Genomic DNA, 24006 nt, shown 5'->3' on the forward strand with positions numbered 1-24006 from the left:
GCTGTCCCATCTGGGCCAACGGTTAAATCTGCCGTCCCGTTTTCATCGGGCGGCTCGCGACGGGATGCATTTTTGTCCGGCTCGATCGGTTGCGAAAGCCATCCCAGCCCGCGCCGCTTCAATAGCGGCCGCAAGCGGTGCGTAGGCAGTTCGTCCAGATGCCGTGACCTCGGTCGAAAGGAGGCCGTTTGCGCACTGGCGGCCATTGTCCCAACCGGGATGATCCACGATCGGATAGAGGCATAGTCCCTCCAGCGGAACGCCAGACTGCATTGCCAGGGAAGCTTGGCCAACAACATATTCGAACCAAGTCGCCCGTCGCTCGTTCTCGATACCCGTCTCGGCGATGAGGATCGGCCGGCCGTATCGCGCGAAAGTCTCGCGCAAAATCTTATTGAGGGGCTTGTACAGCGCGTGCCCGATGTCGATCGGCGTGCCCCCATGAATCCACTGGTTGTTGAAGTAATAATTCACGCCGATTATGTCGAGATAGCGCTCGCTTCCCCCGATCTGTGGCCACAACCGGCCGCCGATAACGTCCCACGCCTGGTATTGCGACTGGCGGTGACCTTCGGCGATACCTCGGTCTTGGGGCCTCGAGGGATGCGCGGTGACATTGATCACCGGCTCGCAGTGAACGAAGCGCGCCCGCTGGTCGACTGCGCTGATTTCGTCCATCGCGGCGATCGCGGCGCGCGCCAGCTGCACTTTCAATTCGAAACCGCGGCCATTGGCAAACGGATTGAGATAGCCCGCATCGCCGCCACCCCAGGAGAAAAACGAGATCTCATTGACCGGGCAATAAAAGGGAACGCTGTCACACTCCTCGCGTACCAGATTTGCGCAAGCGCGCGCGAACGCGGCGAAGCGATCGACAAAACGCGGCGACCAGATGTCGAGATCGTCCGGCCAGCCATAATGCAGCAGATCCCAGATGACCTGCGTGCCGGTCAGCGCGGCCGCCCGTATCATCGGTCGCACGCTCGACCAGTCATAGCCGCCGGATTTCTCGATCAGGTGCCATCTAAAACCGTCGCGCACTGTGCGGATCCCCAGGCCTAGAAGTTGACGGTAGTCCTCTTCGGCGTAGCGATCGTGGCTGACGGCGGCAATCATGTCGAGACGGTGGCCATTGGTCTCACCTTCCCGCGGCCGAAGCCGATGGGTTGAGCATTCGAAACCGCCCTGTAGAAAAGACCGGAACAGACCGGTCGGGCCTGCCGCCTTGCCCTTGCCACAGACATCCGCCAGCAGCCGCTCCCACTGCGGCAAAACCGCCTCGATTGAATAGGTGGTCTCCACCTTCCGCCGTAATGCGGCGCCAAGTGCCTGCCGACGGCGCGTGTCCTGCAACAGAGCCATCACCTGTTTGGCCACGGCGGCGGCATCCCGATAAGGGACGAACAGACCAGATACGCCTTCGTCAATCTGCTGCTTCGCGCCGTTGTCGGGCGTTGCGATCACCGGGAGGGCTGCTGCACCCGCCTCTGCAATGACATGCGGCATGCCTTCGCCGCTTGAAAGCCAGGCAAAGACATCGAATGACGCCATGAGGGCAGGGATATCCTTCCGGTCCCCCAGAAACTGAAGCACACCGCCCAGTCCCCGTTGCGCCGCCAAGGCGTTGAGTTGTATCGCGTAGTCCGGCACGAAGGCGTCGGGTCCGCCAACAATCACGAACCTCGCATGCTTGGCCGCTCTGCTCACCAGAGCGGCGGCTTCGATGAAGTCCTCGACGTTCTTCTTGGGGTCGAGCCGGCCGACCCAGCCAATCAGAACCTCGTCCTCGGCAATCCCCAGAGCCCTACGGGTCGGTCCCCGCAGTTCGGGATCGAACGCCGAGAGGTCGACCATCGAGGGAATCTCCAGCGCATCATGCTCGCGTCCCGGCATCCGCGATGCGGCGGCGTCGCGGATGGAACGGCATACGCCGACGTAGCGTGTCGTCAAATGTTTGGGGCCTGCCAGTGCTTCAGAAACGAGCCCGCCATGTTCGATCAGCGGCGGGCGAAGATGCAGACGCTCCAATGCAGGATAGATATCCGCGACGTTCTGACAGGAGACGACGACGTCGTAGATTGAGATCTTCCCGGCAAGATAGGCGACCGTGTCGCTAAACGACAAATCGTATGGCGTGGTGTCGACGTCGATCCCGAGCGAGCGGAGCTGTACATGGGTCTGCTCGGGCATGCCGGGCTTTTTGAAGCAAGCCACGACGTCGATGCGGTAACGACGGCGATCAAGGTGTTTGGCCAGCAGCCGCACTTCAGTCTCTTCCCCGCCGACGACCAGCCAGGCGAAGACGAAGAGGATCCGGATGGGAGTCGGTTCGATGGTCATTCGCCAACCTTGAAGACGACCTGCAGGAACTCCGGTCGGTTCTCGACCAGATCGGCGAGGAAGGATGGCGCCTCCTCGATAGGGACAACGTGGGTGACCATGTTCTCACGGATCATCGCTCCGTCCGAGGCAAGGAGGTCGACCGTCGCGCGCGCAAGCCGGCGTCGATCCCAGAGAGGAGCGAGCCCACGGGGAACGCGGTTGATTTGAGCGCATCGTATGTTCAGGCCATTGTGGTGGAATTCTTCGCCAAGCCGCAAGGCATCCGCCCCGTGCTGGTAGAAGGCAAGGTCGATCACGGTACCCTGCGGCCGCAAAGCTTTGAGCGCCGTATGCAAGCTGCCGGGATGAGCTCGTGTCTGAAACGCGAGATCGGCGCCGCGTCCCATCGTTCCGTCGTGCCAGCGCGCCTTGGCATGCTGCCAAGCCTGATCTTCCGTCATCGCCGTCAGCCCCATCGCCTCCGCTTTTTTCCGGCGAAAGTCGGACGGGTCGGTGATCACCACGTCGGCGGCGCCGAGCATCCGGGCAAAGAGTGCCGTCATCAGCCCGACGGTGCCGGCCCCGAGAACGATCACCGGACGACCGGCGACACCCGCACCGAGTGCAGGGACATTCGCCCCGAACGCTTCCGCGTCGGCATGGAGGATCCCGTTGGCGGCGATCGGTCCCATCTGGGCGACAAAGACGCCGAGCAGGGGGTCGAGATCCGGGGGCATCTGGACCAGGAGATCGTGAAACGGGTCTGCCGTATGACCGGTCTTGTGACCATAGCTCGCCGCGAGCACCGCGTTCTCGGAGAAGCCATATGCACGGGACTGCGAAATGCGCGCGACCTCCATGTAGCCGAGGAATGGAACGGGATATTGCAGGTCGGGCTCGTTTTCGATAAAGGCGCCGCGCCCGCCATCGAAGCGGGAACGGAAATAGGGATTGGTGTTCTTCAGGAAGGTCAGTTCGGTGCCCGCAGACAGACCCGTGAAGAGCGTGTCAAGCCGCAACTGGCCGTCGGCCGGAGGGCCTTCCTCATACTCGAAGAAATAGGCCCGGCCCTGTGCCTCGACGCCAAGCGAGCGGATCTTGCGATAGCCGGGTGGAAGCCCCTCCGGTGCCGGCGGCCGCGGCTGCGCCTGCAGCGGCGCTGGTTGAGCCCGTCTTATCCCGGAGGGATCGAGGTGCACGACCGACCCACTACGGGCCGAGGACACCACGCCCAGGGCAAGGCGGTGAGTTGCCACGGCATCGCCATAGGGGCATCGGATGCGGTTTTCGCCCCCGCGCACGGCATCGATAAAATCGCGGTCCTCGCGCCAGACCGGATCACCGTCGGCGATGCGTACGGGGCGTCCTCGTCCGACATCGACCATGATCTCCCGGTCGGTCAGCTCGATGGCCAGCCTATCGGCAAAGATGTGCAGGCCGACCCGATGGCTCCAGCCGAGAAGGCAGGTGGAAGCTATATTGGCGACCACGCCCGTTTCAAAGGTGAGGCTCGCCGTCGTCACCGTCGGTACGTCCAGGCCTGGAAATTCCGGTCTGTCCTTGTAGCCGGTGCGCCCGTAGACTTCCGTGACGTCTCCGATGAGCCACCGGGCGAGATCGAGGAGATGGGTTGCCTGTTCGACCATCTGACCGCCCGATTTGCCCTCTTTCCACCACCATTCCGGCGGGGGTGTCGAGTCCAGCCAATAGCCTGATAGAAGCTGCGCGGGATTGTCCGCCAACAGGCTTTTGGCCTCGTCGACGATATCGAGATACCGCCAATGATAGCCGACCGCCGTTATGAGGTTGGCGTTGGCTACCCCCGCGGCGATGTCTTCGGCCTGCGCCAGTCCCAGCGACACCGGCTTTTCGACAAAAAACGGTATGTGGCGCTGGATGAGATCGCGTTCGGGCTCGCCATGGGCAAAAGGCGGAATGCAGATATAGACCGCATCAAGCTGTTGGGTAGCGAGCATTTCGCGATGATGACCAAATGATCTCGCCCCAAATCGCATCGCCGCCTCGTCGGCCCGGCCAAGATCGGGGTCGGCAAAAGCCACGAGTTCGACATCGTCGAAGCTCGCCAGAATGTCCAGGTGCCGGCGGGCGATACCGCCGACACCGATGAAGCCCAGCCGTGTTTTTTCCATGGAAGTGTCCTTTTGTATTTGATCCTTCGGCTGGGTGAGGAACCGCTCGTAGACGGCCCCGGTCTCGGCAGCCATTCGAAGGACGGAAAAGTCCCGTTTGAAACGTTCAAGGCCGGCCCGGCCGCTTTCCGCGAGACGATGAGGATCGGCGAGCGCTTGATGGATGACGGCAGCAATCGCTGCGGGATTACCCGGCTCGGTGAAAAAGGGATGATCGTCGCCGAGCGCCTCCACCGTCCCGCCAATGCGTGTTGCAATGACGGGCACGGCAAGCGACATGGCCTCCAAAACGGCCAGCGGAAGGCCCTCGAAATGCGATGTAAGAATGAAGAGATCAGCGATTGCCATGAGCTCGGCGACATCGGATCTGTGCCCCAGAAACTGGACGTGATCGCCCACGTCCAACTTCGCGGCCAGGGCAGTGACGCATTCTTCCTCGGGGCCTGTCCCAACGAACAGCAAAACAACAGAAGGATGGTCCTTCAAGACGGCCGGCAAGGCGCGCACCAGCGACGCCTGGTCTTTCTGCGCGGTGAAGCGGGCGACCGTCAAAAGGACGGTTCTTCCGACAAGGCCCAGCTCCTGCGCAAAAGCGGTGGCGGACCTTACAGGCTGTAGCGGAAAGATACCGTTTCGAACCACCGTCATAAGCGAGGGCGCAATCCGTGCCTCGCAGAAGCTTCGCCGTGAGGCCTCGGAGACGACGATGCGATGCGCCAATCTTTCGGTTTCGCGTCGATAACACTCGATCTGTTCAGGGTCGTTTAGAAGATATGGGAGATGCTCGGTGCGGATGATCGGGATGGCGCAGGCATCGGCCGCCGCGGCCAGATCGTGCCCTTCCCATCCGATCCCCGCGTGGACGTGCAGGATATCGACGCTCGACCTCGACAGCCACTCGTGAAACTCGCCGACATCCTGGATCAGCTTGACCGCAAGCCCGCAGCGCGCCGCGCGCGCCAACAAGCCCATCCGATCCTCGGCCATCACCGCGATGGTGACATTCCAGCGGTCGCTCAAACCGCGGCCGAGCGCGAGCATGTGTTCGCCCATCCCGGAGGGATTGAAGCTATCAGTTGCCAGAAGGACGTGGGGCTTTTTAGTCATGCTGGGCGCCGGCAAGGGCTCTTCTGGCTCCACGGCGATCCCGCAGGCGCCGGTATGTCGCCAGCGCCTGGCCAACGACCTGATCCATATTGTAGTACTTGTAGGTGCCAAGCCGCCCGACGAAGGTGACGTCGACGCGCGTACGCGCCAGGGTCTCGTACTGTTTGTAAAGCGCCTGGTTTTCCGGGCGCGGGATCGGATAGTAGGGCTCTCCCTCGGCACTCGCATATTCATAGCTGATACTGGTCCTCGGATGGACCTGGCCGGTCAGGTGCTTGTATTCCGTGACGCGCGTATAGGGAACATCCTCCGAAGGGTAGTTTATGACGGCGACCGGCAACAGACGCCGCACATCATGCGTTTCGTGGGTGAATTTGAGACTGCGATAGGGCAGCCTCCCGAAGCAGTGGCCGAAATATTCGTCGATGGGACCCGTGAAGATCGTATGGTCAGCCAGGCCCTCACGCCTGAGATCGGCGAAATCCGTGCCGACCAACACCGTGATATTGTCGTGGTTCAGCATCCGTTCGAACATGCGGGTGTAGCCACCAAGCGGCATGGCCTGAAAGCGATCCAGGAAGTAGCGGTCATCGGTATTGGTCCGGGTCGGGATACGGGCCGTCACCGATCGGTCGAGTTCGGAGGGATCGAGCCCCCACTGCTTGCGAGTGTAGCCTTCAAAGAAGGTCCGATAAAGCTCCGCGCCAACCTGCGATATCACCACGTCGCGCGATGTCTTCAGCGGATCGCAAGGCTCCGCTCGGTCCGCCAAAAAACGTGCCGCCTCTGCGTCGCTGGCCAGATCGAGGTTATAGAGCGCATTGAGTGTCGTGCGATTGATCGGGATTGGAAGGCGCAGATCGCCGACCTGGGCAAGCACTCGATGTTCGTAGGGCCGCCATGCCGTGAAGCGGGAAAGATAGGCAAAGACATCCTCGCTGTTGGTATGGAAGATATGCGGGCCATACTTGTGGACCAGGATCGCCGCCTCATCGTAGTGATCGTAGGTGTTGCCGCCGATATGGGGCCGCCTGTCGCAGACAAGGACCTTTTTGCCCCCATCGGCCGCGAGGCGCTCGGCAAGCACCGATCCGGCAAATCCCGCGCCGACGATCAGATAGTCGTAGGTATCCGAAGGCGCCCGGCGCGAGGTTCCGACGCGAAATCTTTCAGGAAGGGCGGCCGAAACGATTTTTTGCGCCGCCGCCTGTTCGACAAGCGCGGACATTCTGCGAAAGGTGTTGTCCCAGGACGATTGCGCCAGAACACCGTCCACCGCTTCCAACCATGCAGCGTCGGAGCGGGACAACAAGAGCGCGGCGTCGCAGGCCTCGGCAAAGGCCTCGGCGCCGTTTGCCAAGAACACTCCCGGCACGTCGCCGTAACCGCGAACGACATCGACGATTTGCGTTCCAACCACCGGCCGGCCGGCGGCGAGATATTCGGGCGTCTTGGTAGGGCTGATGAAACGCGTGGCCTCGTTCAGTGCGAACGGCATCAGCGCGGCCTGCCAGCCCGAAAGATATGCCGGAAGATCGGCATAGGCCTTTTGTCCGAGATAATGGATATTCGCGCCCCGGGGCAGATCGTCCGGCGAAATCTTCACAATCGGCCCCAAGAAGACGAAGGAAAGATCAGGCCGGGCCGATGCGACGCTGCCGATCAGGTCGAGGTCGAGCCTTTCGTCAATCACCCCATGGTAGCCGAGGCGAGGCTGAGGAATACCCGCCTGGTCGGCTGGATCGGGCAAAGGGCATCGAGCAGCGTGGAAGTGCTGCATATCGACCCCCGACGGGAACGGATGGATGTTGTCGTGTTGGCCCCGTCTTGCCTCATAAAGGCTGAGACCGCCGGTGAAAACGACATCGGCACAGGCCATCAAGGCCTGCTCGCAGGCCTTGAGATTGGCCGGTGCGAATTTGAAGTTCGCGAGTTCGTCCATGCAATCATAGATAACCGCGACCGCGTCGACATGCCGGGCAAAGCCAAACATCAGCGGCGTATAGAACCAAAGGATTGGACGTTTGCCGCCGTGGAGCAGGATCAGCTCGTCCAGCAGTCTGCGAAGGGCGGCATCTCGTTCGGCCTCGTTCCACCAATGTGGGATTCGCGGGCGGACCGCCCTGACACTTGTTCCTTCGAAAGGATGAATCTCCAGATAGGCGAGATGGTGGTCGGTCGGGATAAACTCCTCGAAATAGAAGACCGGCCGCTCGCGCGAAAACCGTTCCATCAGATGCTGCGGCCTCTGGAGCACAAAGTCCCATCTTAGATGCGAAAAACAAATGAGCGGCGCGTGATCCAACAAGCTATTGTCAGACAATTGCGGAACGGAATTCAGCAGGTTCATCGAGCACCTCGCAATGACAATGACCCCGAACCGCGAATGGCGACGAATGTTCCCGGAGGGCCCTATCTGGCTGATCCGCCAAGGAAGGGCCTCAGTTTTCGCAGACTGTGCGGCCACGTCCAGTTGGCGAGCACCACCTCGCGCGGCTTGAGCGTCCCGAGCCGGCCCAGCATATCGCGAATGCCTTCGTGAAATTTCTCGGGCGAGGCCACTCGACCCGTCTCCGGGGTGATAAATTGCAACCCGCAGCGCAGCTGGCTGTTGGCGAGGACGGGTATTCCGGCCAACATGTATTCCGTCAGGATCGCCGGTGCGCCGTCATCGATGCCGCAAACCACGCCGATGCGCGCCTGGTTCATCAGCCTGTTCACTTCCTCAAACGGCACGCCGGGCGGGTCGATGAAGTCGACATTGATGCCGAGTTCGCCGACCTCGCGACGCAATGTGCCCATCATCTCGCCGTAGCCGCAGACGCAAAGGGCGCGCATCGAACGCGGAAGCTTGGCAAGGGCCTGAAACAGGATGTCGTGGCGCTTATAGGCTTGCGCGGCAGCAACGTAGATCACATCGTAGGTCTTCGGCATGTCGATCGGCCTGAAGGTAAGTTCTGACGCAAACTCGGGTCCAATCGGCATGATGATCGTCGGTATCGTCGGATGGCGCGAGCGCACCACCTCGGACTGCCATTGCGAGCCGGTGAGAACGAGGTCGAAATGCCGGCTCACGTCAAAGGGAACGCGCAAGGCGGGTGCGTCGATCGAGTTGTAAATCTTGAAACTGTCGCGGCATGCCAACAACACGTCTTCACTCACCCCGAGGCCCCAGACGCAGAGGATCGACGGCGGCCCGAAGGCCGCAATGTGCCCGAGCATGTCATTGGAAGAAAACGGCGCTTCGGATCCGTTTGCCTGAAATGCGCGGCGCATCAGGAACGGGCTGGCGCCAGGCTGTTCAATGGGCGGTGTCGCGCCATGCCAATGTGTCCAGACCTCGGCGCAGTCCACAAGGCCAGCTTTGAGAACGGCAAGCGGAAGCCGTTCGATGTAGCCGCCGATCACCTCGAGGTTCAGGCCCCGATGAGCGGGTCGAGGACCAGGTCCTCGGTTGCCTGCAAGCCACTGTTGGCAAAACCAAGCCGGGGTCTGGAGCTGCGTGTTTTCACGATTTCCGCCCTGGAAATCGCTGATGATGACTATTCGGCGTAGCGCTCTCGGCGCTGCTGGCAATAATGGCATCGACGTCCCGCAGCATAATATCTGCAGCCCGAACCATGCGATTGCACATAATGTTCCCACCTTGTCGCACTGCCGCCCGCCGCTCGAACCGGAGCGATCTACGCGAGACATTGTTGTGGGCGACGGTTCCGGCTTTTCCTGCCGAGAGCATATGCTCTCTTGTCGCTGCGGTTACGGCCGTCGTGCCTCACCTGTTCTAAGGCGCGCACACGACTGACTTTGGACGACCAAAAACGTCACTTAAATCCGTCGTTCATCCGGCTCCGAACGAGTTCAGTTTCTCCAGAAGCGCTTGTGAAATCTCGAACTGGCGCGCCGTTCCACGACCCATCGAGTTCTTCACGATCGTCTCGTCGAGCATCCCCCGTTTCACCAAGAGATCGACCGTCTCCTTGACGCCGGTGCGTGTCAGAGCGGTAATTTCCATGATACTGGAAAGGGTTAACTTCTGGTGTGCCTGGTTCATGCTGTAGAGGACAGTCATCATGCCGACCTGTTTCAGCCTTGCCTGAGGTGTCTCGTCTTCGAGGGGATGATCGAGGATTTCGTGCAGGATGAGACCTGAGAAAGCCAGATTGCGCCATTGGGTTTCGAGTGCTCTTGTCATGCCATTTTACTGTGTTATATAAATCAGTATAGATTGTTCTACAGGCAAGCCACCTCTTCCGCAACCGGATGTCCTCTGGAGGGTCGTGCTCATGAAAAACCTTCTGTTCAACTCGGTCGTCGCGGCCTGCTGCCTGGCGCCACCCTACCTTACTTCACCTGGCAAGGCGCAAGCAAATGAGTGGGGCTGCGAGGTTATCCTGTGCCTTTCCAACCCCGGAGGCCCAACGCAGTTCGCGGCATGCCGGCCGTCGATCCAGAAACTGTGGCGTGAGCTTGCCGAGGGGCATTCCTTCCCGACATGCAGCGGCGCCACCTTCCACAGTTCGCGCCCGGGCTATGAGCCCTATTACTGCGAAACCGGATACCGGCTGAAGACCGATTATGGTCCGCGCGGGCAAGAAACCATCTGCGTGTCGGCGGCCCTCCAGCCGGTGAGCGACGCGTTCTGCCCCAATGTCGGTGAGAGCCGCAGTTCCGGCGACGGCTCGGTTCTGTCCCCGCGATGGCAACGGTCGGATGGCGGACGCCGATGCATGGGCTACCCGACGGCCCGCCCGAAGGTGAGATCGCAGCCCCACTATGTCGACGTGACGATCGATGGGATGGCGACGCAACGGGTCTGGTACTGATCGATGGCCGTCACTTTCATGGATCTCGCCCAGGATTGCGCGCCCATGGTGGAGGTTAGGACGCTCGCCGCCGTCATCAGTCTCGAAAGTGGTTTCAAGCCTTTCGCCATTCGCATCAACAGCGGCCCGCCGCTTGAGCGTCAACCCGTATCGAAGGCTGAGGCAATTGAACTCGCGACCTCCCTCGTTGCCAATCGTCAGGACATTCAGATCGGTCTTGGCGGCATTGGCGAGGCGGAACTGCGCAGGCTCAAGCTATCGATTTCGGATGCGTTCGATCCCTGTATGAACCTCAAGGCGACGGCCACCCTGCTCGACGGCTATTATCGCCTTGCCTTGCGTTTCGGCGCCGATGCGAAGCAGGCCAAAACAGTGATGCTTCAGTCCTATTACGGGCGTCACGATCCGTCTGTTGGCAAGATGGTCAAATATGACGAGCAGGTCCGCCAGGAAATGGGCCGCATGCCTGCCAGCCTGGCGTCCCTCGCCATCGTCGAGCCGCGTGACGAAGCCCCTCGCGCCGAGCCGTCACCCAGCCAGGAGGCATCCCCGGCCAAACAATTCCTTCCCCAATCCGGTGAAGCCGCATCGTGGGACGTCTTCAACGCCCGGCGGTCATCCCAGGTTCTCGTGTTTCAAAAAACTCGATCGGAGCAAAGCCAATGATATCGAAAGCAAACCTTCGCCCTGTTGCGACCCCTCTCCTGATGGCCGCCGCCATCGTCGCCTGCCTGGTGGAGCCTGCCTTTGCCCAGGCAGCCGGCGTCGAAACCGTCTTGCAGAACATCGTCGACATGCTGACAGGCAACATCGCCCGTTTGCTTGCCGTCATTGCCGTCATCATCATCTGCATCGCCTGGATGTTCGGCTACATGGATCTGCGCCGCGCCGGGTTCTGGATCATCGGCATCGGCGGGATTTTCGGGGCGACGGAACTCGTCAACACGATCGTCGGAAGCTGATCATGATGCCGACCACCGCCGCCATCGAGGAAGACACCCTGTTCCTTGCCTGCACGCGCCCGGCGATGATCGCCGGCGTGACGATGGAGGCGATGGGCTTGAACGTCATGCTGACGACGATCCTCTACATCACCGCCGGATCGATTGCCTACGCATTGGTCGGCGTCGTCTTTCATTTCATATTCCGAACGCTCGTCAAGCACGACCACAACATGTTCCGGATCCTGATCTCGTGGATCGAGACCCGCGGCCGGTCGCGCAGCGCCGCCTATTGGGGCGGCGCCACCCTCTCGCCCCTGACGCTCGTCAAGCGCTATGACGAAAGGGATCTGAGCCTTGCCTAAAATCGCAACGCTTCGTTCGCGCGAACTCGGGCCTGAAACCTTCATTCCGCACGTCCGTCATGTCGATGAGACGACGATTGCCCTCGAATCCAGGGCGCTGATGGTGATGCTCGCACTCGAAGGCATATCGTTCGAGACCGCCGATGTCCTGGATCTCAATAGTCTGCACCGCGATCTCAATACGCTCTACCGCAACATCGCCGATGAGCGCCTGGCGCTCTGGACGCATGTCATTCGTCGTCGCGACAACGCCTATCCGGAGGGAGAGTTCGCCAATTCTTTCTCGCAAGGGCTGAATGCGCGCTACCGCGACCGCATGGTCGCGGAGGATCTGTTTCGAAACGATCTTTACCTCTCGCTGGTGTGGCATCCGGGCCGGGATCCCGCCGAAGAAGCAGCCAGGCTGCTTTCACGCCTGCGCAGGGCGCGCCGCGCCGGCATCGAACTCGACGAGGATGCCTTGAAGCATCTCCGCGACAAGCTAGCCGACGTCACCGCCGGCCTGAAGCGCTTCGAGCCCCGGGTGCTCTCCCTCTACGAGCAGGACGACATTCTCTTCTCCGAGCCGAGCGAGGTCCTGCATCAAATCGTCGGCGGTCGGCGGGAGCGTGTTCCGCTGACGGAGGGCCGGATATCCTCGGCGATCTATTCGGATCGGGTGATCTTCGGACGTGAGACGATCGAGATCCGTCATGAGGCCGAAAGCCGCTATGCCGGCCTATTCGGGTTCAAGGAATATCCGGCGACGACCCGTAGCGGCATGCTCGACGGCATCCTGACGGCGCCGTTCGAGCTCATCCTGACGCAGTCTTTTGCCTTCGTCTCGAAAGCCGATGCGCGCACGATCATGGGTCGCAAACAAAACCAGATGGTCAGCGCTGGCGACAAGGCGGCGTCGCAGATCGAAGAGCTCGGCGATGCCATGGACGAGCTGGAGTCGAACCGCTTTGTCCTTGGAGAGCACCATCTGGCGCTGTCGGTCTTTGCGCCTTCGGTGAAGGAGCTTGCCGACCACATGGCGAAAGCACGCGCCTATCTCACCAACGGCGGGGCGGTCGTCGCCCGCGAGGATCTTGGCCTTGAGGCGGCCTGGTGGGGGCAATTGCCGGGCAATTTCCGCTATCGCGCAAGATCGGGCGCCATCACGTCGCGAAATTTTGCAGCGCTCGCCCCCTATCATTCCTACCCCACCGGCAAGAAAGACGGCAATGAATGGGGACCGGCCGTCGCCATGCTGAAGACTGCCTCCGGCTCGCCCTTCTATTTCAATTTCCATCATAGCGACCTCGGCAACACCTTCGTCTGCGGCCCGTCCGGCTCCGGCAAGACGGTGCTCTTGAACTTCATGCTCTCCCAGCTCGAAAAACATGATCCCCACATGGTCTTCTTCGACAAGGACCGCGGAGCCGATCTGTTCGTCCGGGCGGCAGGCGGCACCTACCTGCCGCTTCGAAACGGCGTTGCCACCGGCTGCGCGCCGTTGAAGGCACTTGAACTGACGCCTGAAAACAGAGTTTTCCTCGCCCGCTGGGTCGGCCAGCTGGTCGGGTCGGCGAAGCGCGAACTGACGGTCTTGGAGCTGCGTGACATCGCCTCGGCCATCGATGGCCTGGCGGACCTGCCGGTCGACAGACGCTCCATCGGCGCCTTGCGCACCTTCCTCAACAACACCGATCCCGAAGGCATTGCCTCAAGGCTCAGGCGTTGGGAAAGGGGAGGACCGCTTGGCTGGGTGTTCGACAATGAGCGCGACGACATCGGGATCGGCGCCAAGTTCATTGGCTACGACATGACTGACTTCCTCGACAATGAGGAAATCCGCACCCCGTTGATGGCCTATCTGTTCTTCCGCATCGAGCAGCTGATCGACGGGCGTCGGATCATCGTCGTCATCGACGAATTCTGGAAGGCGTTGCAGGACGAGGGCTTTCGCGATCTGGCCCAGAACAAGCTGAAGACGATCCGCAAACAGAACGGGCTGATGTTGTTTGCGACCCAAAGCCCGCGCGATGCGATCGTCTCGCCTATTGCCCACACGATCATCGAGCAGTGCCCGACGCAGATCTTCCTTCCCAACCCGCGCGGCGACCATGGCGATTACGTCGACGGGTTCAAATTGACGGAGCGCGAGTTCGAGCTTGTCTCCCGCGAGCTTTCGGTCGAAAGCCGCCGCTTCATCCTCAAGCAGGGCCACAACAGCGTCGTCGCCGAATTGAACCTCAGGGGTTTCGATGACGAGCTCGATATTCTGTCCGGCCGCACAGCCAACATCGAACTTGCCGAGGCGATCCGGGCGCAGGTTGGCGGCCGTCTCGAAGACTGGCTGCCGCTGTTTCAGCAAAGAAGGAGGACGGGTTGATGGAAAGGCTCAAAACAGGGTTTGCTCTGGTGTTGATGGCGGCACTCGTGCCTGTTGGAACGGTGTCGGCACAGGGCATTCCGGTGATCGATGAGACGGCGATCGCCAAGCAGATCGAGAGCATCACCCAGCTGAAATCCCAGCTCGACACGCTCAATCAGCAGCTTCAACAGGCCCAGCAGCTCTATGCATCGCTGAACAAGGTCACCAATATGGCCGATGTCGCCGGCCTGCTGAACGATCCCTCGATCCGTAAGGCATTGCCGCAGGATTTCAATGCCATCGAAGGGCTGCTCAAGGGCAATGGCACCGGTGTCCTCGGCAATTCCGCCTCGAAATTCCTTGATGATAATTCCACCTATCGCACCAGCGCCAATGATTTCTATGCGCAGGAACTGGCGCGCGCCCAGAACCAGAATGCCGGCCAGATGAGCCTCGGCCAGCAGATCTACGATGCCGCCACCAAGCGCATCGACGGCATCGATCAGCTGCGCCAGCAGATATCAGGTGCTGCGGATGCCAAGGATATCGCCGATCTTCAGGCACGCCTGCAGGCCGAAACCGCGTTTCTGCAAACCGACGTGCTGCGCATGCAGGCTCTCCAGATGGTCCAGCAGGCACAGGTTCAGGTCGACGACCAGCGCAAGGCCGAGGACTGGCGAAAGCGCCTGGATGCCATGGGGGAGGCGCTTAAATGAAACATCTCCTTCTTGGCTTCGCCGCGCTCGCGCTTTCCGGCTGCTTCGGCGAGGAAGACAGGATCTACACCGTCGACGAGCTGATGGCTGACGAGGCCCTGCTGGCGAAGATCATAAGTGAATGCCGCAACAACCCCGGCGCCTTGCGTCAGACGCCGAATTGTCAAAACGCCGAGGCGGCGGAGTGGAGGATTCGGCTTCGGCTTCCGCGTAAATCGTCAGGAGGCTGAGTGATGTACCAGGTCTTCAGCTTCGTCGATGCCCAGTTCAAGTCGCCTCTGGAGAATTTCATCTCGTCGGGCACGTCGAACATCGCCAGCTGGATCGGCGGCCCACTCACCGCGGCGCTGACGCTCTACGTCGTGCTCTTTGGCTACCTCGTCCTGCGGGGCTCGGTCCAGGAGCCCATTCTCGAATTCGCGTTCCGGGCGATGAAGCTTGCCATCATCGTCATGCTGGTGCGCAACGCCAGCGAATACCAGACCTATGTCACCAATATCTTCTTCGAGACGCTGCCCCGCGAGATCTCGCAGGCGCTGAACTCGGGAACGGCGCCCAGCGCTTCCACCTTCGACAGTCTGCTCGACAAGGGCCAGGAATGCGCGCGCGAAATCTGGGCGCGTGCCACATGGCCGGCCGACATCGTCACCGGCATCGGCGGGATGATGGCGATCGGCGCGAGCTTCACCGTGGCGGCGATCGGTTATATCGTCTCGCTCTATGCCCGGCTGGCGCTTGCCATCGTGCTGGCCATCGGCCCGATCTTCGTCGCGCTTGCGATGTTCCAGTCCACCCGTCGTTTCACCGAATCCTGGATCGGTCAGCTTGTCAATTTCGTCATTCTCCAGGTCCTGGTCGTCGCGATCGGTTCACTGCTGATCAGCTGTATCGACACGACCTTCACGGCGGTCGAAAGCTATACCGACGTCATGATGCGCCCGGTCGCCCTTTGCGCCATCTGCCTTGCGGCCCTTTACGTCTTCTATCAGCTGCCAGGCATTGCCTCCGCGCTCGCGGCGGGCGGGGCGTCTTTGACCTACGGCTATGGTGCTGCCCGAGACGCACACGAAGGCACGCTCGCCTGGGCGGCCTCGCATGGTGCCCGAGCGGTTGGACGAGGCGCCCGTTCCGTCAGCCGCCGCCTCAGATCCTGAGGAGCCGAATGATGACTTCTCCACGAAAAACGTTTCATAGGTTTACGTTCAAATGATCCGCATCTTCTTATCGCTTTTCATTGCCATGGAGCTCACGGGCTGCGCTTCGAAGTCCCACCCCTTGCCCAAATGCGACGGCTATTCACGCCGGCCGCTCAACCGCGCCATGTGGCAATGGGAGGACGACAAGCCTGCCAAGCAGAGTGGCTCTGATAATGTCCCGGCGACGGCGGCCGGCCTGGCGACTTCCTATGGCGAGGAGCCGCTGACGGAGGAGGCTGCCGCCTTCGCGCATTTCGACGCCGTGGGGTCCTATCGGCCGTGCCGGGGGCGGTGACATGGTGAGCACGGACAGTCTGAAAGACTATTTCGACAAGGCGCGCCGTTTCGATCAGGATCGGCTGGTCCAGGTAGAACGGTCGGCGCGCATCGCCTGGTCAATCGCGATCGCCGCCAGCGTGCTTGCCGCCACTTCGATCTTCGCCGTTGCCGGCCTGACGCCCTTGAAAACGGTCGAGCCTTTCGTCGTTCGGGTCGACAATTCGACCGGCATCGTCGACGTCGTCTCGGCGCTGACCTCGACGGCCGGCAGCTATGACGAGGCGGTGACAAAGTACTTCGCCGCCAAATATGTGCGCGCGCGGGAAGCCTATGTCTGGAGCGAGGCCGAGGAGAATTTTCGCACCGTCGCGCTCCTCTCGACCCAGCCGGAACAGACGCGCTTTGCGGCGATCTACCGAGGCGGCAATCCGGACTCTCCGCAGAATATCTATGGGCGCAGCGCAACGTCACGCGTCAACATCGTCTCGATCTCGCTGCTCAACGCCAATGTCGTATCGGTGCGCTATACCAGGACGGTCACTCGCGGTGACGATGTCCGGACAACCCACTGGGTTGCAACGCTCACCTTCTCCTATGTCAACGCGCCGATGTCCTCGACCGACCGACTGACCAATCCGCTTGGTTTTGCCGTCAGCGACTATCGTGCCGATCCGGAGGCCATCAATTGAAGCAGAGTTCCCTGATCGCCCTGGCCCTGGCCGCCGGCTTTTCCCAGGCAGCGTTCGCGCTCGACATCCCGCGTGGCGCGTCGCAGGATAGCCGCGTCCGTTTCATCGACTATCAGCCCTATAACATCACCAAGATCGTCGGCACCTTACGCTCCTCGGTGCAGATCGAGTTCGCGGCCGACGAGGAGATCGCCCACGTCGCGCTCGGCAACAGCGTTGCTTGGGAGGTGGCGCCGGCCGGCAACATCCTGTTCCTGAAGCCCCGCGAAAACCAGCCGGTGACGAACATCTCGGTTGTGACGACAAGGCGGGACGGCTCGACGCGCAGCTATCAGATGGAACTGACGGTGCGCGACGGCACCGTCGAGGCGGGGCAGAACACCTACTTCTATGTGAAGTATCGCTATCCCGCCGACGAGGCCGAACGCCGCAGGCTCGATGCCGCTGCTCGTGCGCAAGCGGCTCAGGCCGGCGAAGCGGACAAGGTTCTTGCCCTTCACGAAGCCTATGGCCCACGCAACTGGCGCTATTCGGCGCAAGGGTCCGCGGCACTTGAACCGCAGGCTGTCTACGACAACGGCAAGGTCACCACCTTCGCCTTTGCCGGCAACCAGGAAATGCCGGCGATCTACATGGAGAACTCCGACGGCAGCGAGAGCCTGGTGCCGAAGTCCGTCGAGACCAACCTGGTGCTCGTGCACGCGATCAGCCGCAAATTCATCCTGCGCAGGGGAAGCGACGTCCTCTGCGTCTTCAACGAGGCCTATGATCGGATCGGCATCAATCCCGATACCAATACGACCTCACCCTCTGTCGAGCGCGTCGTGAAGACGCAAGCTGCGACAGGGCAATAGGAGGACGTCATGGCCGAGGAAGACAACAGCACCCACATTCCTGGTGAGCGCGCCGAAACGGGCACGGCTCGAGGCCCCGAGAACAATCCGGCGGTGAGACGTGGCGTGGTGGCGCTGGCGATCGTCGCTTTCGTCGGCTTTGCGCTCTGGTCGATGCGCGGGCAGGAGAAGCCCGCCGACGGGGTCCAGCCCGAGCGCGTCGTCATCCGTCAGACATCCGATTTCGAGCCGGCCAAGGAGCCGGTCCAGCCGGTCGCCGCGCCGCCGGAAATCCTCCTGCCAACGCCCGGCATGCCCGAGCAGATGGGCGAGGATGAGAAACTCCTCGACGCCGCCCGCCGTGCGCCGGTCATCGCCTATGGTGGCGAGAAATCACCGCCGGCCCGTCGTCAGGACGAAGATGCGAGCACTGACGCCACCTCGAACTATCTGCCGCTGGGAAACAACCCGGGCAATCTCTCTGCCCAGGCGGAAAACGAGGACCAGCGCTTCAATCGGCTGCTGACGCCGACCCAGTTGCAAGGCTCGCGCGCCGGAACCCTTGGAAATCGTGACTTCATCGTCGCCATGGGAACCTCCATTCCATGCGTCCTTGAGACAGCACTCTCCTCCGACCAACCCGGGTTCACGAGCTGTGTCATCAACCGCGACGTCCTGTCGGACAACGGCCGCGTCGTGCTGATGGAGAAGGGCACGCAGGTCGTCGGCGAATATCGCGGCGGCCTTCGCCGTGGCCAGAAACGCCTGTTTGTCCTCTGGAACCGGGCAAAAACGCCGACGGGCGTGATCGTCACTCTGGCGTCGCCGGCAACCGATGCCCTTGGGCGCGCCGGTGTCGACGGCTATGTCGATACCCATTGGTGGGAACGTTTCGGCAGCGCGATCCTGTTGTCCATCGTCGGCGACGCCACTTCCTACGCCAGCAGCCAGCTGCAGGATAGCGATGTCGAGGCAGACAACACGACGAGCGCCGGCAAGCAGGCCGCGACCATCGCCGTCGAGCAGTCGATCAATATTCCGCCGACCCTGTTGAAGCATCAAGGAGAGCTGGTCTCGATCTTCGTGGCGCGTGATCTCGACTTCTCGAGCGTCTATCGGCTTCGCGTGAGCGAACCGCGCAACCGCATCTACGATCGGGCGGTTCTTGGCGACTTCCGTCAAGCCTCGACCTTGGTCACGAAATAGCCCGGCGATGATAGAGGGAGCCGACTCCGTCGTCGTGCGCGAGCTGCTGGTACCGCTGTCGCCCTTCCTGCGCGACAAGTCCCTCTACGAGGTCATCGTCAACTGGCCAACCCAGGTCGTCACCGAGGGAACGGCCGGTTGGCAAACCCACGACGTGCCGGAGCTATCGTTTGACAAGCTGATGCGCCTGGCGCGGGCTGTCGCCAGCTATTCCAACCAGTCGATCGACGAAACCCGGCCCATCCTCTCGGCAACGCTGCCGGGCGACGAGCGCATTCAGATCGTGATCCCGCCGGCGACGACGAAGGGAACTGTCAGCATCACCATCAGAAAGCCCTCGTCTGTGTCGCTGAGCCTGAACGACCTTGATCAAGGCGGCTTGTTTGCCGAGGTGGCAAGCGAGGAGGCGGACATCTCCTCAGTCGACCGTAGGCTCCTGGAATTTTTTCGAACAGGGTCATACCCCGCCTTCCTTCAAGAAGCGGTCTATGCGCGCAAGAACATCATCATCTCCGGGGCAACGGGCTCCGGCAAGACGACCCTTTCGAAGGCCTTGATCCGCCATATTCCCGCCAGCGAACGCATCATCTCGATCGAAGACACGCCCGAGCTCGTCATCCCGCAACCGAACCATGTCCGCCTCTTCTATTCCAAGGGCGGCCAAGGGCTGGCCAGGGTCGGGGCGAAGGATCTGCTTGAATCCTGCCTGCGCATGCGTCCGGATCGAATTCTTCTGCAGGAACTCCGCGACGGAACAGCGTTCTACTACATTCGCAATGTGAACTCAGGCCATCCGGGCTCGATCACCACCGTCCACGCCGACTCGGCAAGGCTTGCATTCGAACAGCTGACACTGCTGGTGAAGGAATCCGACGGCGGGCGAGATCTGGAGCGAAACGACATACGAGAGATGCTGAAGATCGCGATCGACGTCATCGTTCAGTGCAAACGCGTCGATGGTCGGTTTCGGGTGACTGAAATCTACTATCGGGCCACCGCGGAAACCAAGGTCGTCGATGTTCCTCGCAGCGATCGTCGAAACTGCTGACGCCTTGGTTCCCACACGCCAGGACTGAAGCAAACTGGACTCTTGAAAGTCTCCCAGCTAGCTTGCGCGGGCTTCGAACCGGAGGCAGACAATGCTCAACGAAGACGCCCAGACGGAACTTACGAAAACCCTGTCTGGTCGCAACGTCGCGCAGGCTGGTGCTCTCTGCTACCGTTGTACCGAAGGCGGTGGACTTGATACCCTTTTTGTAGGCAGCCGACGAAACGGCCGCTGGGGCATTCCGAAGGGGCGCGTCGAAGATGGTGAAGCCAGCACCGCTGCGGCACTGGCCTTCGAGGAAGGCGGAGTGGTCGGCATCGTCGACGAGACCGTGTTCGGTTCGTTTTCGTATCGAAAGGAGACGGGTCCCAACCACTACCGGGTGGCCGTCCATCTTCTGCAGGTCTTAAGGATCGCGGACGAGTTTCCCGAGAAGAGCATCCGTAAGACACAATGGTTTCCACTGAAAGACGCCGTGCGCGACGCCGCCCAGCCAAGTCTGCGAACGCTCTTGTCGCGGGTTGAGAAGCTGGACCTATGAAGCTCGGTTTCGGCAGATCGCTGTTAAAGGCCCTCAGAGCCCAAAAGAAAATCAGCAAGCAGATCGAGAAAGCTGTCAAAGCGACCCGAGGCAGAACGAAACGTACAACATCCCGTCCCCGGAAACCGATATTAGTCGAGACAACCGCGTTTGGAAGCAATCCGGGCCGCCTGGTGATGAAATCCTTTGTCCCGACGACGCGGCTGCCGAAGAACCCCGCTCTTGTCGTCTTGCTTCATGGCTGTCATCAGACTCCCGAAGGTCTGGATGCCGCGGCCGGCTTCTCCAAGCTCGCGAAAGAACGCGGTTTCGCTCTTCTTTATCCGCAGCAGAAGAGAGCAAACAATTCGCAAAATTGCTTCAACTGGTTTCGACCAAGTGCCGTGGCTCGAGACCGCGGCGAGGTGCGTTCAATCAAGCAGATGATCGAGCACATATGTGAGCGACATCGCATTGACCGTTCGAGGATCTTCGTCGCTGGGCTGTCGGCCGGCGGGGCGATGACGGGCGCCCTTGTAGCTAACTATCCCTCACTGTTTGCCGGCGCCGCGATCATCGCCGGCATGCCATTCGGATCTGCCCGCGATGCGATGTCGGCCCTGCGCGCGATGAAGTCAGGTGCGACGCCGCCACTGGGCGGATGGGGAAGACCCATCGCTGAGATTTCCCCGGAAGCCAAGGCATGGCCGGCGATAACCATCTGGCAGGGCATGGAAGACCGGGTGGTCAAGCCGGTGAATGCGCTCGCTTGTGTTGCTCAGTGGCTCGAAGTCCAAGGCATTGCAGAGAGCAGCGGCCGTTTGGAGGAAAAACCATGGGGCAGGTTGCAGTCGTGGAAGATGAGCGGCCAGCTGAAAGTGGCCCTCTATTCGGTCGCCAATATGGGCCATGGGCTTCCGATCAAGAAGCGCAAGAGCGTCACCGCGCTACGATCTGGAGACCCCTACGTGATCCCGGTAGAAATATCAGCCCCAGCGGAGATGATGCGATTGTGGGGTTTGTCGAGGTTTCGAATATAAGCAGCTCGCAGCAAGTTCGGCGGTAGCCGGCAAATTCCTCTCAGCGAAGGGTGCGACGAATACATCGTCCCCGGGCAACGAAACGCCAGGCTTGCATTCGAGCAGCTGACACTGCTGGTGACCCGCGCCCTCCTGCAACCCCTCGCTATGGGCCCGTCCGCCATGGGGCTTCGGGCAACCACGCCGCCTACGCTGACATAACGCATGATCGCTTCCTGTCTTACTTCTTTGAACCTCGAACCAGGGCAGCCTATTCGATCGGGCAGCTTTCCTCGCCATACGAAGATGATACAAATCCTCGGATAATAGGTCCTGTGTACCGAGCTTTCGTCGTGCCACCTTCGATGTTCCAACGCCAGATTGCCCATACCGTGCTGACCGCGCGCGGAATTTCGCGCAGCGCCCCGGCGGCGGAAGGCCGCCGAGGCACCGGCTGCTATGCCGCAATGATGTAGACGATGGTGAATGCAGAAGGATCGACGATGACGATCCGCCCGTCGGCAAGGATGAAGAAGCGGTAGCTTTCATATTGCGGAACGATCTTCACGATGCGTGGAGGTAGCGGTTCCAGCCGTACCTTTTTCGGGATCTTCACCCCGACGGAAACCGTGAAGTCGACCATGCTGGCCTGCGCTCGCATCGGCGCCATGCATTCGGTGGTGTTCGGCGGCTTCTCGCCGGACGCGCTCGGCGGCCGCATCATCGATTGCGAATCGACCTTCGTGATCACGGCCGACGAAGGCCTGCGCGGCGGCAAGCCCATTCCGCTCAAGAACAATGTCGACAAGGCGATCGATATCGCCGCGCGCGGCTATGTGATGGTCAAGGACGTGCTCGTCGTGCGCCGCACCGGCAACTCGACGGGCTGGGCGCCTGGCCGAGATCTCTGGTATCACGAGGAATGCGCCAAAGTCAGCGCCGACTGCCCGCCGGAGCCTATGAACGCGGAAGATCCGCTCTTTATTCTCTATACGTCGGGCTCCACCGGCAAGCCGAAGGGCGTGCTGCACACGACCGGTGGCTATCTCGTCTACGCCTCGATGACGCATCAATATGTCTTCGATTATCACGAGGGCGACATCTATTGGTGCACGGCGGATGTCGGCTGGGTGACCGGCCACAGCTATATCGTTTACGGACCGCTCGCCAATTGCGCCACGACGGTGATGTTCGAGGGCGTTCCGAACTATCCGGATCAGGGTCGATTCTGGGAGGTCATCGACAAGCACAAGGTCAACATCTTCTACACCGCGCCGACGGCGATCCGTGCGCTGATGGGCGGGGGCGACGATTTCGTCAAGTGCTCGAGCCGCTCATCACTGCGGTTGCTCGGTTCCGTCGGCGAGCCGATCAATCCAGAGGCTTGGGAATGGTACTATCACGTGGTCGGCGACGACCGTTGCCCGATCGTTGATACCTGGTGGCAAACCGAGACCGGCGGCATCATGATCACGCCGCTGCCCGGCGCCACCGACCTCAAGGCCGGCTCGGCGACGCGGCCATTCTTCGGCGTCAAGCCTGAACTAGTCGATGGCGAGGGCAAGGTGCTGGATGGCGCCACGGACGGCAATCTCTGCATCACCGATTCTTGGCCCGGCCAGATGCGCACGGTCTATGGCGATCATGAGCGCTTCATCCAGACCTATTTCGCCACCTACAAGGGCAAATATTTCACCGGCGACGGTTGCCGGCGCGATGCCGACGGCTATTACTGGATCACGGGCCGCGTCGACGATGTGCTCAACGTCTCCGGCCACCGGCTCGGCACCGCCGAGGTCGAATCCGCGCTGGTCTCGCATGCCGATGTGTCGGAAGCGGCCGTCGTCGGATATCCGCACGACATCAAGGGCCAGGGCATCTATTGCTATGTAACGCTGATGGCGGGCGTGCAGGGCTCCGACGAGTTGCGCACGGCGTTGGTCGGCCATGTCCGCACCGAGATCGGCCCGATCGCCTCGCCCGACAAGATCCAGTTCGCGCCGGGCCTGCCCAAGCACCGTCGCGAACGTTCGACACTTTCAATATTTCTTCTTGCGGACGATCTTGTTGCCGCGGGGTCCGCTCACGACCGGTGTCCGGTCGCGATTTTCTGCAAGCAGGTTCCGCCAGCGTTCCAGGCGATCGGCGACCAGGGCACCGCTTGCGACAGCTGCCTGAACGGCGCACTCCGGTTCATGGGCATGGGTGCAGTCGCGAAAGCGGCAAAGCGGCGCCAGTTCGGTTATTTCGGCAAAGAGGGTGGTCGATACCGTCGGTAACATCACTCACTTAAAGCGTCCTTATTCCTGGGGTATCGATGACCCAGCCGCCGCCTGAAATTGCATGCAGGGATCGTGCGGTGGTTGTGTGTCGGCCCTGCGCGTCATATTCGCGGATGGTGCCTGTCTTTTGCTTTGTGTCAGATTCAGGCCCGGTCATGGTGTTCACCAG

Annotated in this window: 20 protein-coding genes and 3 pseudogenes; 16 read left to right on the forward strand and 7 right to left on the reverse strand. The window is 61.1% G+C overall.

Features of this window, described 5'->3' with window-relative positions:
- Positions 1-42 precede the first annotated feature (42 nt).
- The 5 genes from AC1D2N_RS24515 to AC1D2N_RS24535 form a co-directional block, all read right to left on the reverse strand.
- On the reverse strand, positions 43-2340 hold the full coding sequence (locus AC1D2N_RS24515) for a glycosyltransferase family 4 protein (RefSeq protein ID WP_018516974.1): 2298 nt from the start codon (positions 2338-2340) through the stop codon (positions 43-45).
- Positions 2337-5579, reverse strand: coding sequence for a glycosyltransferase (locus tag AC1D2N_RS24520; protein WP_158672599.1), 3243 nt, complete (start codon positions 5577-5579; stop codon positions 2337-2339). Before AC1D2N_RS24520 ends, AC1D2N_RS24515 begins: the two co-directional genes overlap by 4 nt.
- Entirely contained in the window at positions 5572-7929 is a 2358-nt protein-coding gene (gene glf, locus AC1D2N_RS24525) for a UDP-galactopyranose mutase (RefSeq protein ID WP_018516976.1), read from the reverse strand. The genes AC1D2N_RS24520 and glf overlap by 8 nt, the downstream gene beginning before the upstream one ends.
- Positions 7930-7991: 62 nt before the next feature.
- Positions 7992-8987 (reverse strand): glycosyltransferase, encoded by a 996-nt coding sequence (locus AC1D2N_RS24530; RefSeq protein ID WP_018516977.1) that lies wholly within the window; start codon positions 8985-8987, stop codon positions 7992-7994.
- A 430-nt stretch (positions 8988-9417) separates the two neighbouring features.
- Entirely contained in the window at positions 9418-9771 is a 354-nt protein-coding gene (locus tag AC1D2N_RS24535; RefSeq protein ID WP_018516978.1) for a hypothetical protein, read from the reverse strand.
- A 91-nt stretch (positions 9772-9862) separates the two neighbouring features.
- Here AC1D2N_RS24535 and AC1D2N_RS24540 point away from each other — a divergent pair, with 91 nt between their 5' ends.
- From AC1D2N_RS24540 to AC1D2N_RS24610, 15 genes are all read left to right on the forward strand, one after another.
- Positions 9863-10402 (forward strand): hypothetical protein, encoded by a 540-nt coding sequence (locus tag AC1D2N_RS24540; protein WP_018516979.1) that lies wholly within the window; start codon positions 9863-9865, stop codon positions 10400-10402.
- 3 nt (positions 10403-10405) lie between these two features.
- A complete protein-coding gene (locus AC1D2N_RS24545) occupies positions 10406-11068 on the forward strand; it encodes a lytic transglycosylase domain-containing protein (RefSeq protein ID WP_477982184.1) in 663 nt (220 codons plus the stop codon).
- Positions 11065-11364, forward strand: a complete 300-nt coding sequence (locus AC1D2N_RS24550; protein WP_113543049.1) for a TrbC/VirB2 family protein — start codon at positions 11065-11067, stop codon at positions 11362-11364. The genes AC1D2N_RS24545 and AC1D2N_RS24550 overlap by 4 nt, the downstream gene beginning before the upstream one ends.
- A 5-nt stretch (positions 11365-11369) precedes the next feature.
- Entirely contained in the window at positions 11370-11708 is a 339-nt protein-coding gene (locus AC1D2N_RS24555; protein ID WP_026242355.1) for a VirB3 family type IV secretion system protein, read from the forward strand.
- A complete protein-coding gene (locus AC1D2N_RS24560; protein ID WP_018516983.1) occupies positions 11701-14067 on the forward strand; it encodes a VirB4 family type IV secretion/conjugal transfer ATPase in 2367 nt (788 codons plus the stop codon). Before AC1D2N_RS24555 ends, AC1D2N_RS24560 begins: the two co-directional genes overlap by 8 nt.
- Positions 14067-14765, forward strand: a complete 699-nt coding sequence (gene virB5 / locus AC1D2N_RS24565; protein WP_018516984.1) for a P-type DNA transfer protein VirB5 — start codon at positions 14067-14069, stop codon at positions 14763-14765. The genes AC1D2N_RS24560 and virB5 overlap by 1 nt, the downstream gene beginning before the upstream one ends.
- A complete protein-coding gene (locus AC1D2N_RS24570) occupies positions 14762-14995 on the forward strand; it encodes an EexN family lipoprotein (protein WP_018516985.1) in 234 nt (77 codons plus the stop codon). The genes virB5 and AC1D2N_RS24570 overlap by 4 nt, the downstream gene beginning before the upstream one ends.
- Positions 14996-14998: 3 nt before the next feature.
- Entirely contained in the window at positions 14999-15919 is a 921-nt protein-coding gene (locus tag AC1D2N_RS24575; protein WP_018516986.1) for a TrbL/VirB6 family protein, read from the forward strand.
- 52 nt (positions 15920-15971) lie between these two features.
- Positions 15972-16256, forward strand: a complete 285-nt coding sequence (locus AC1D2N_RS24580) for a hypothetical protein (RefSeq protein ID WP_018516987.1) — start codon at positions 15972-15974, stop codon at positions 16254-16256.
- A 1-nt stretch (position 16257) separates the two neighbouring features.
- Positions 16258-16929: a VirB8 family type IV secretion system protein gene (locus tag AC1D2N_RS24585; RefSeq protein ID WP_115156572.1), complete on the forward strand. Its 672-nt coding sequence runs from the start codon at positions 16258-16260 to the stop codon at positions 16927-16929.
- Positions 16926-17783: a P-type conjugative transfer protein VirB9 gene (gene virB9, locus AC1D2N_RS24590; RefSeq protein ID WP_168278825.1), complete on the forward strand. Its 858-nt coding sequence runs from the start codon at positions 16926-16928 to the stop codon at positions 17781-17783. Before AC1D2N_RS24585 ends, virB9 begins: the two co-directional genes overlap by 4 nt.
- 9 nt (positions 17784-17792) lie before the next feature.
- The gene (gene virB10 / locus AC1D2N_RS24595) at positions 17793-18968 is read left to right on the forward strand and encodes a type IV secretion system protein VirB10 (protein WP_168278828.1); all 1176 of its coding nucleotides are present in this window, start codon (positions 17793-17795) and stop codon (positions 18966-18968) included.
- 7 nt (positions 18969-18975) lie between these two features.
- Positions 18976-20016, forward strand: coding sequence for a P-type DNA transfer ATPase VirB11 (gene virB11 / locus AC1D2N_RS24600; protein WP_168278830.1), 1041 nt, complete (start codon positions 18976-18978; stop codon positions 20014-20016).
- 91 nt (positions 20017-20107) lie between these two features.
- Positions 20108-20557: an NUDIX hydrolase gene (locus tag AC1D2N_RS24605; protein WP_477982190.1), complete on the forward strand. Its 450-nt coding sequence runs from the start codon at positions 20108-20110 to the stop codon at positions 20555-20557.
- Complete coding sequence (locus tag AC1D2N_RS24610; RefSeq protein ID WP_018516993.1) at positions 20554-21576, forward strand: extracellular catalytic domain type 1 short-chain-length polyhydroxyalkanoate depolymerase; 1023 nt, start codon at positions 20554-20556, stop codon at positions 21574-21576. The genes AC1D2N_RS24605 and AC1D2N_RS24610 overlap by 4 nt, the downstream gene beginning before the upstream one ends.
- Positions 21577-22012: 436 nt before the next feature.
- Here the strand turns inward: AC1D2N_RS24610 and AC1D2N_RS24615 are convergent.
- Positions 22013-22195: pseudogene (locus tag AC1D2N_RS24615) on the reverse strand (DUF1236 domain-containing protein); the annotation flags it as partial.
- 1 nt (position 22196) lies between these two features.
- Between AC1D2N_RS24615 and acs the strand changes: the two are divergent.
- A pseudogene (acs, locus tag AC1D2N_RS24620) lies at positions 22197-23633 on the forward strand (acetate--CoA ligase); the annotation flags it as partial.
- On the opposite strand, the pseudogene rsgA reads toward acs, so the two are convergent.
- A pseudogene (gene rsgA / locus AC1D2N_RS24625) lies at positions 23595-24006 on the reverse strand (GTPase RsgA); the annotation flags it as partial. The pseudogenes acs and rsgA sit on opposite strands and share 39 nt — an antisense overlap.

This window comes from Rhizobium sp. P1_B8 (assembly GCF_056406515.1).

Coding starts and splice junctions, on each gene's coding strand:
- AC1D2N_RS24580 (WP_018516987.1), top strand. CDS start 15,972: ATGATCCGCATCTTCTTATCGCTTTTCATTGCCATGGAGCTCACGGGC.
- AC1D2N_RS24555 (WP_026242355.1), top strand. CDS start 11,370: ATGCCGACCACCGCCGCCATCGAGGAAGACACCCTGTTCCTTGCCTGC.
- AC1D2N_RS24605 (WP_477982190.1), top strand. CDS start 20,108: ATGCTCAACGAAGACGCCCAGACGGAACTTACGAAAACCCTGTCTGGT.
- AC1D2N_RS24550 (WP_113543049.1), top strand. CDS start 11,065: ATGATATCGAAAGCAAACCTTCGCCCTGTTGCGACCCCTCTCCTGATG.
- virB10 (WP_168278828.1), top strand. CDS start 17,793: ATGGCCGAGGAAGACAACAGCACCCACATTCCTGGTGAGCGCGCCGAA.
- AC1D2N_RS24545 (WP_477982184.1), top strand. CDS start 10,406: ATGGCCGTCACTTTCATGGATCTCGCCCAGGATTGCGCGCCCATGGTG.
- virB11 (WP_168278830.1), top strand. CDS start 18,976: ATGATAGAGGGAGCCGACTCCGTCGTCGTGCGCGAGCTGCTGGTACCG.
- AC1D2N_RS24515 (WP_018516974.1), bottom strand. CDS start 2,340: ATGACCATCGAACCGACTCCCATCCGGATCCTCTTCGTCTTCGCCTGG.
- AC1D2N_RS24540 (WP_018516979.1), top strand. CDS start 9,863: ATGAAAAACCTTCTGTTCAACTCGGTCGTCGCGGCCTGCTGCCTGGCG.
- AC1D2N_RS24610 (WP_018516993.1), top strand. CDS start 20,554: ATGAAGCTCGGTTTCGGCAGATCGCTGTTAAAGGCCCTCAGAGCCCAA.
- AC1D2N_RS24575 (WP_018516986.1), top strand. CDS start 14,999: ATGTACCAGGTCTTCAGCTTCGTCGATGCCCAGTTCAAGTCGCCTCTG.
- glf (WP_018516976.1), bottom strand. CDS start 7,929: ATGAACCTGCTGAATTCCGTTCCGCAATTGTCTGACAATAGCTTGTTG.
- AC1D2N_RS24570 (WP_018516985.1), top strand. CDS start 14,762: ATGAAACATCTCCTTCTTGGCTTCGCCGCGCTCGCGCTTTCCGGCTGC.
- AC1D2N_RS24520 (WP_158672599.1), bottom strand. CDS start 5,579: ATGACTAAAAAGCCCCACGTCCTTCTGGCAACTGATAGCTTCAATCCC.
- AC1D2N_RS24535 (WP_018516978.1), bottom strand. CDS start 9,771: ATGACAAGAGCACTCGAAACCCAATGGCGCAATCTGGCTTTCTCAGGT.
- virB5 (WP_018516984.1), top strand. CDS start 14,067: ATGGAAAGGCTCAAAACAGGGTTTGCTCTGGTGTTGATGGCGGCACTC.
- AC1D2N_RS24585 (WP_115156572.1), top strand. CDS start 16,258: ATGGTGAGCACGGACAGTCTGAAAGACTATTTCGACAAGGCGCGCCGT.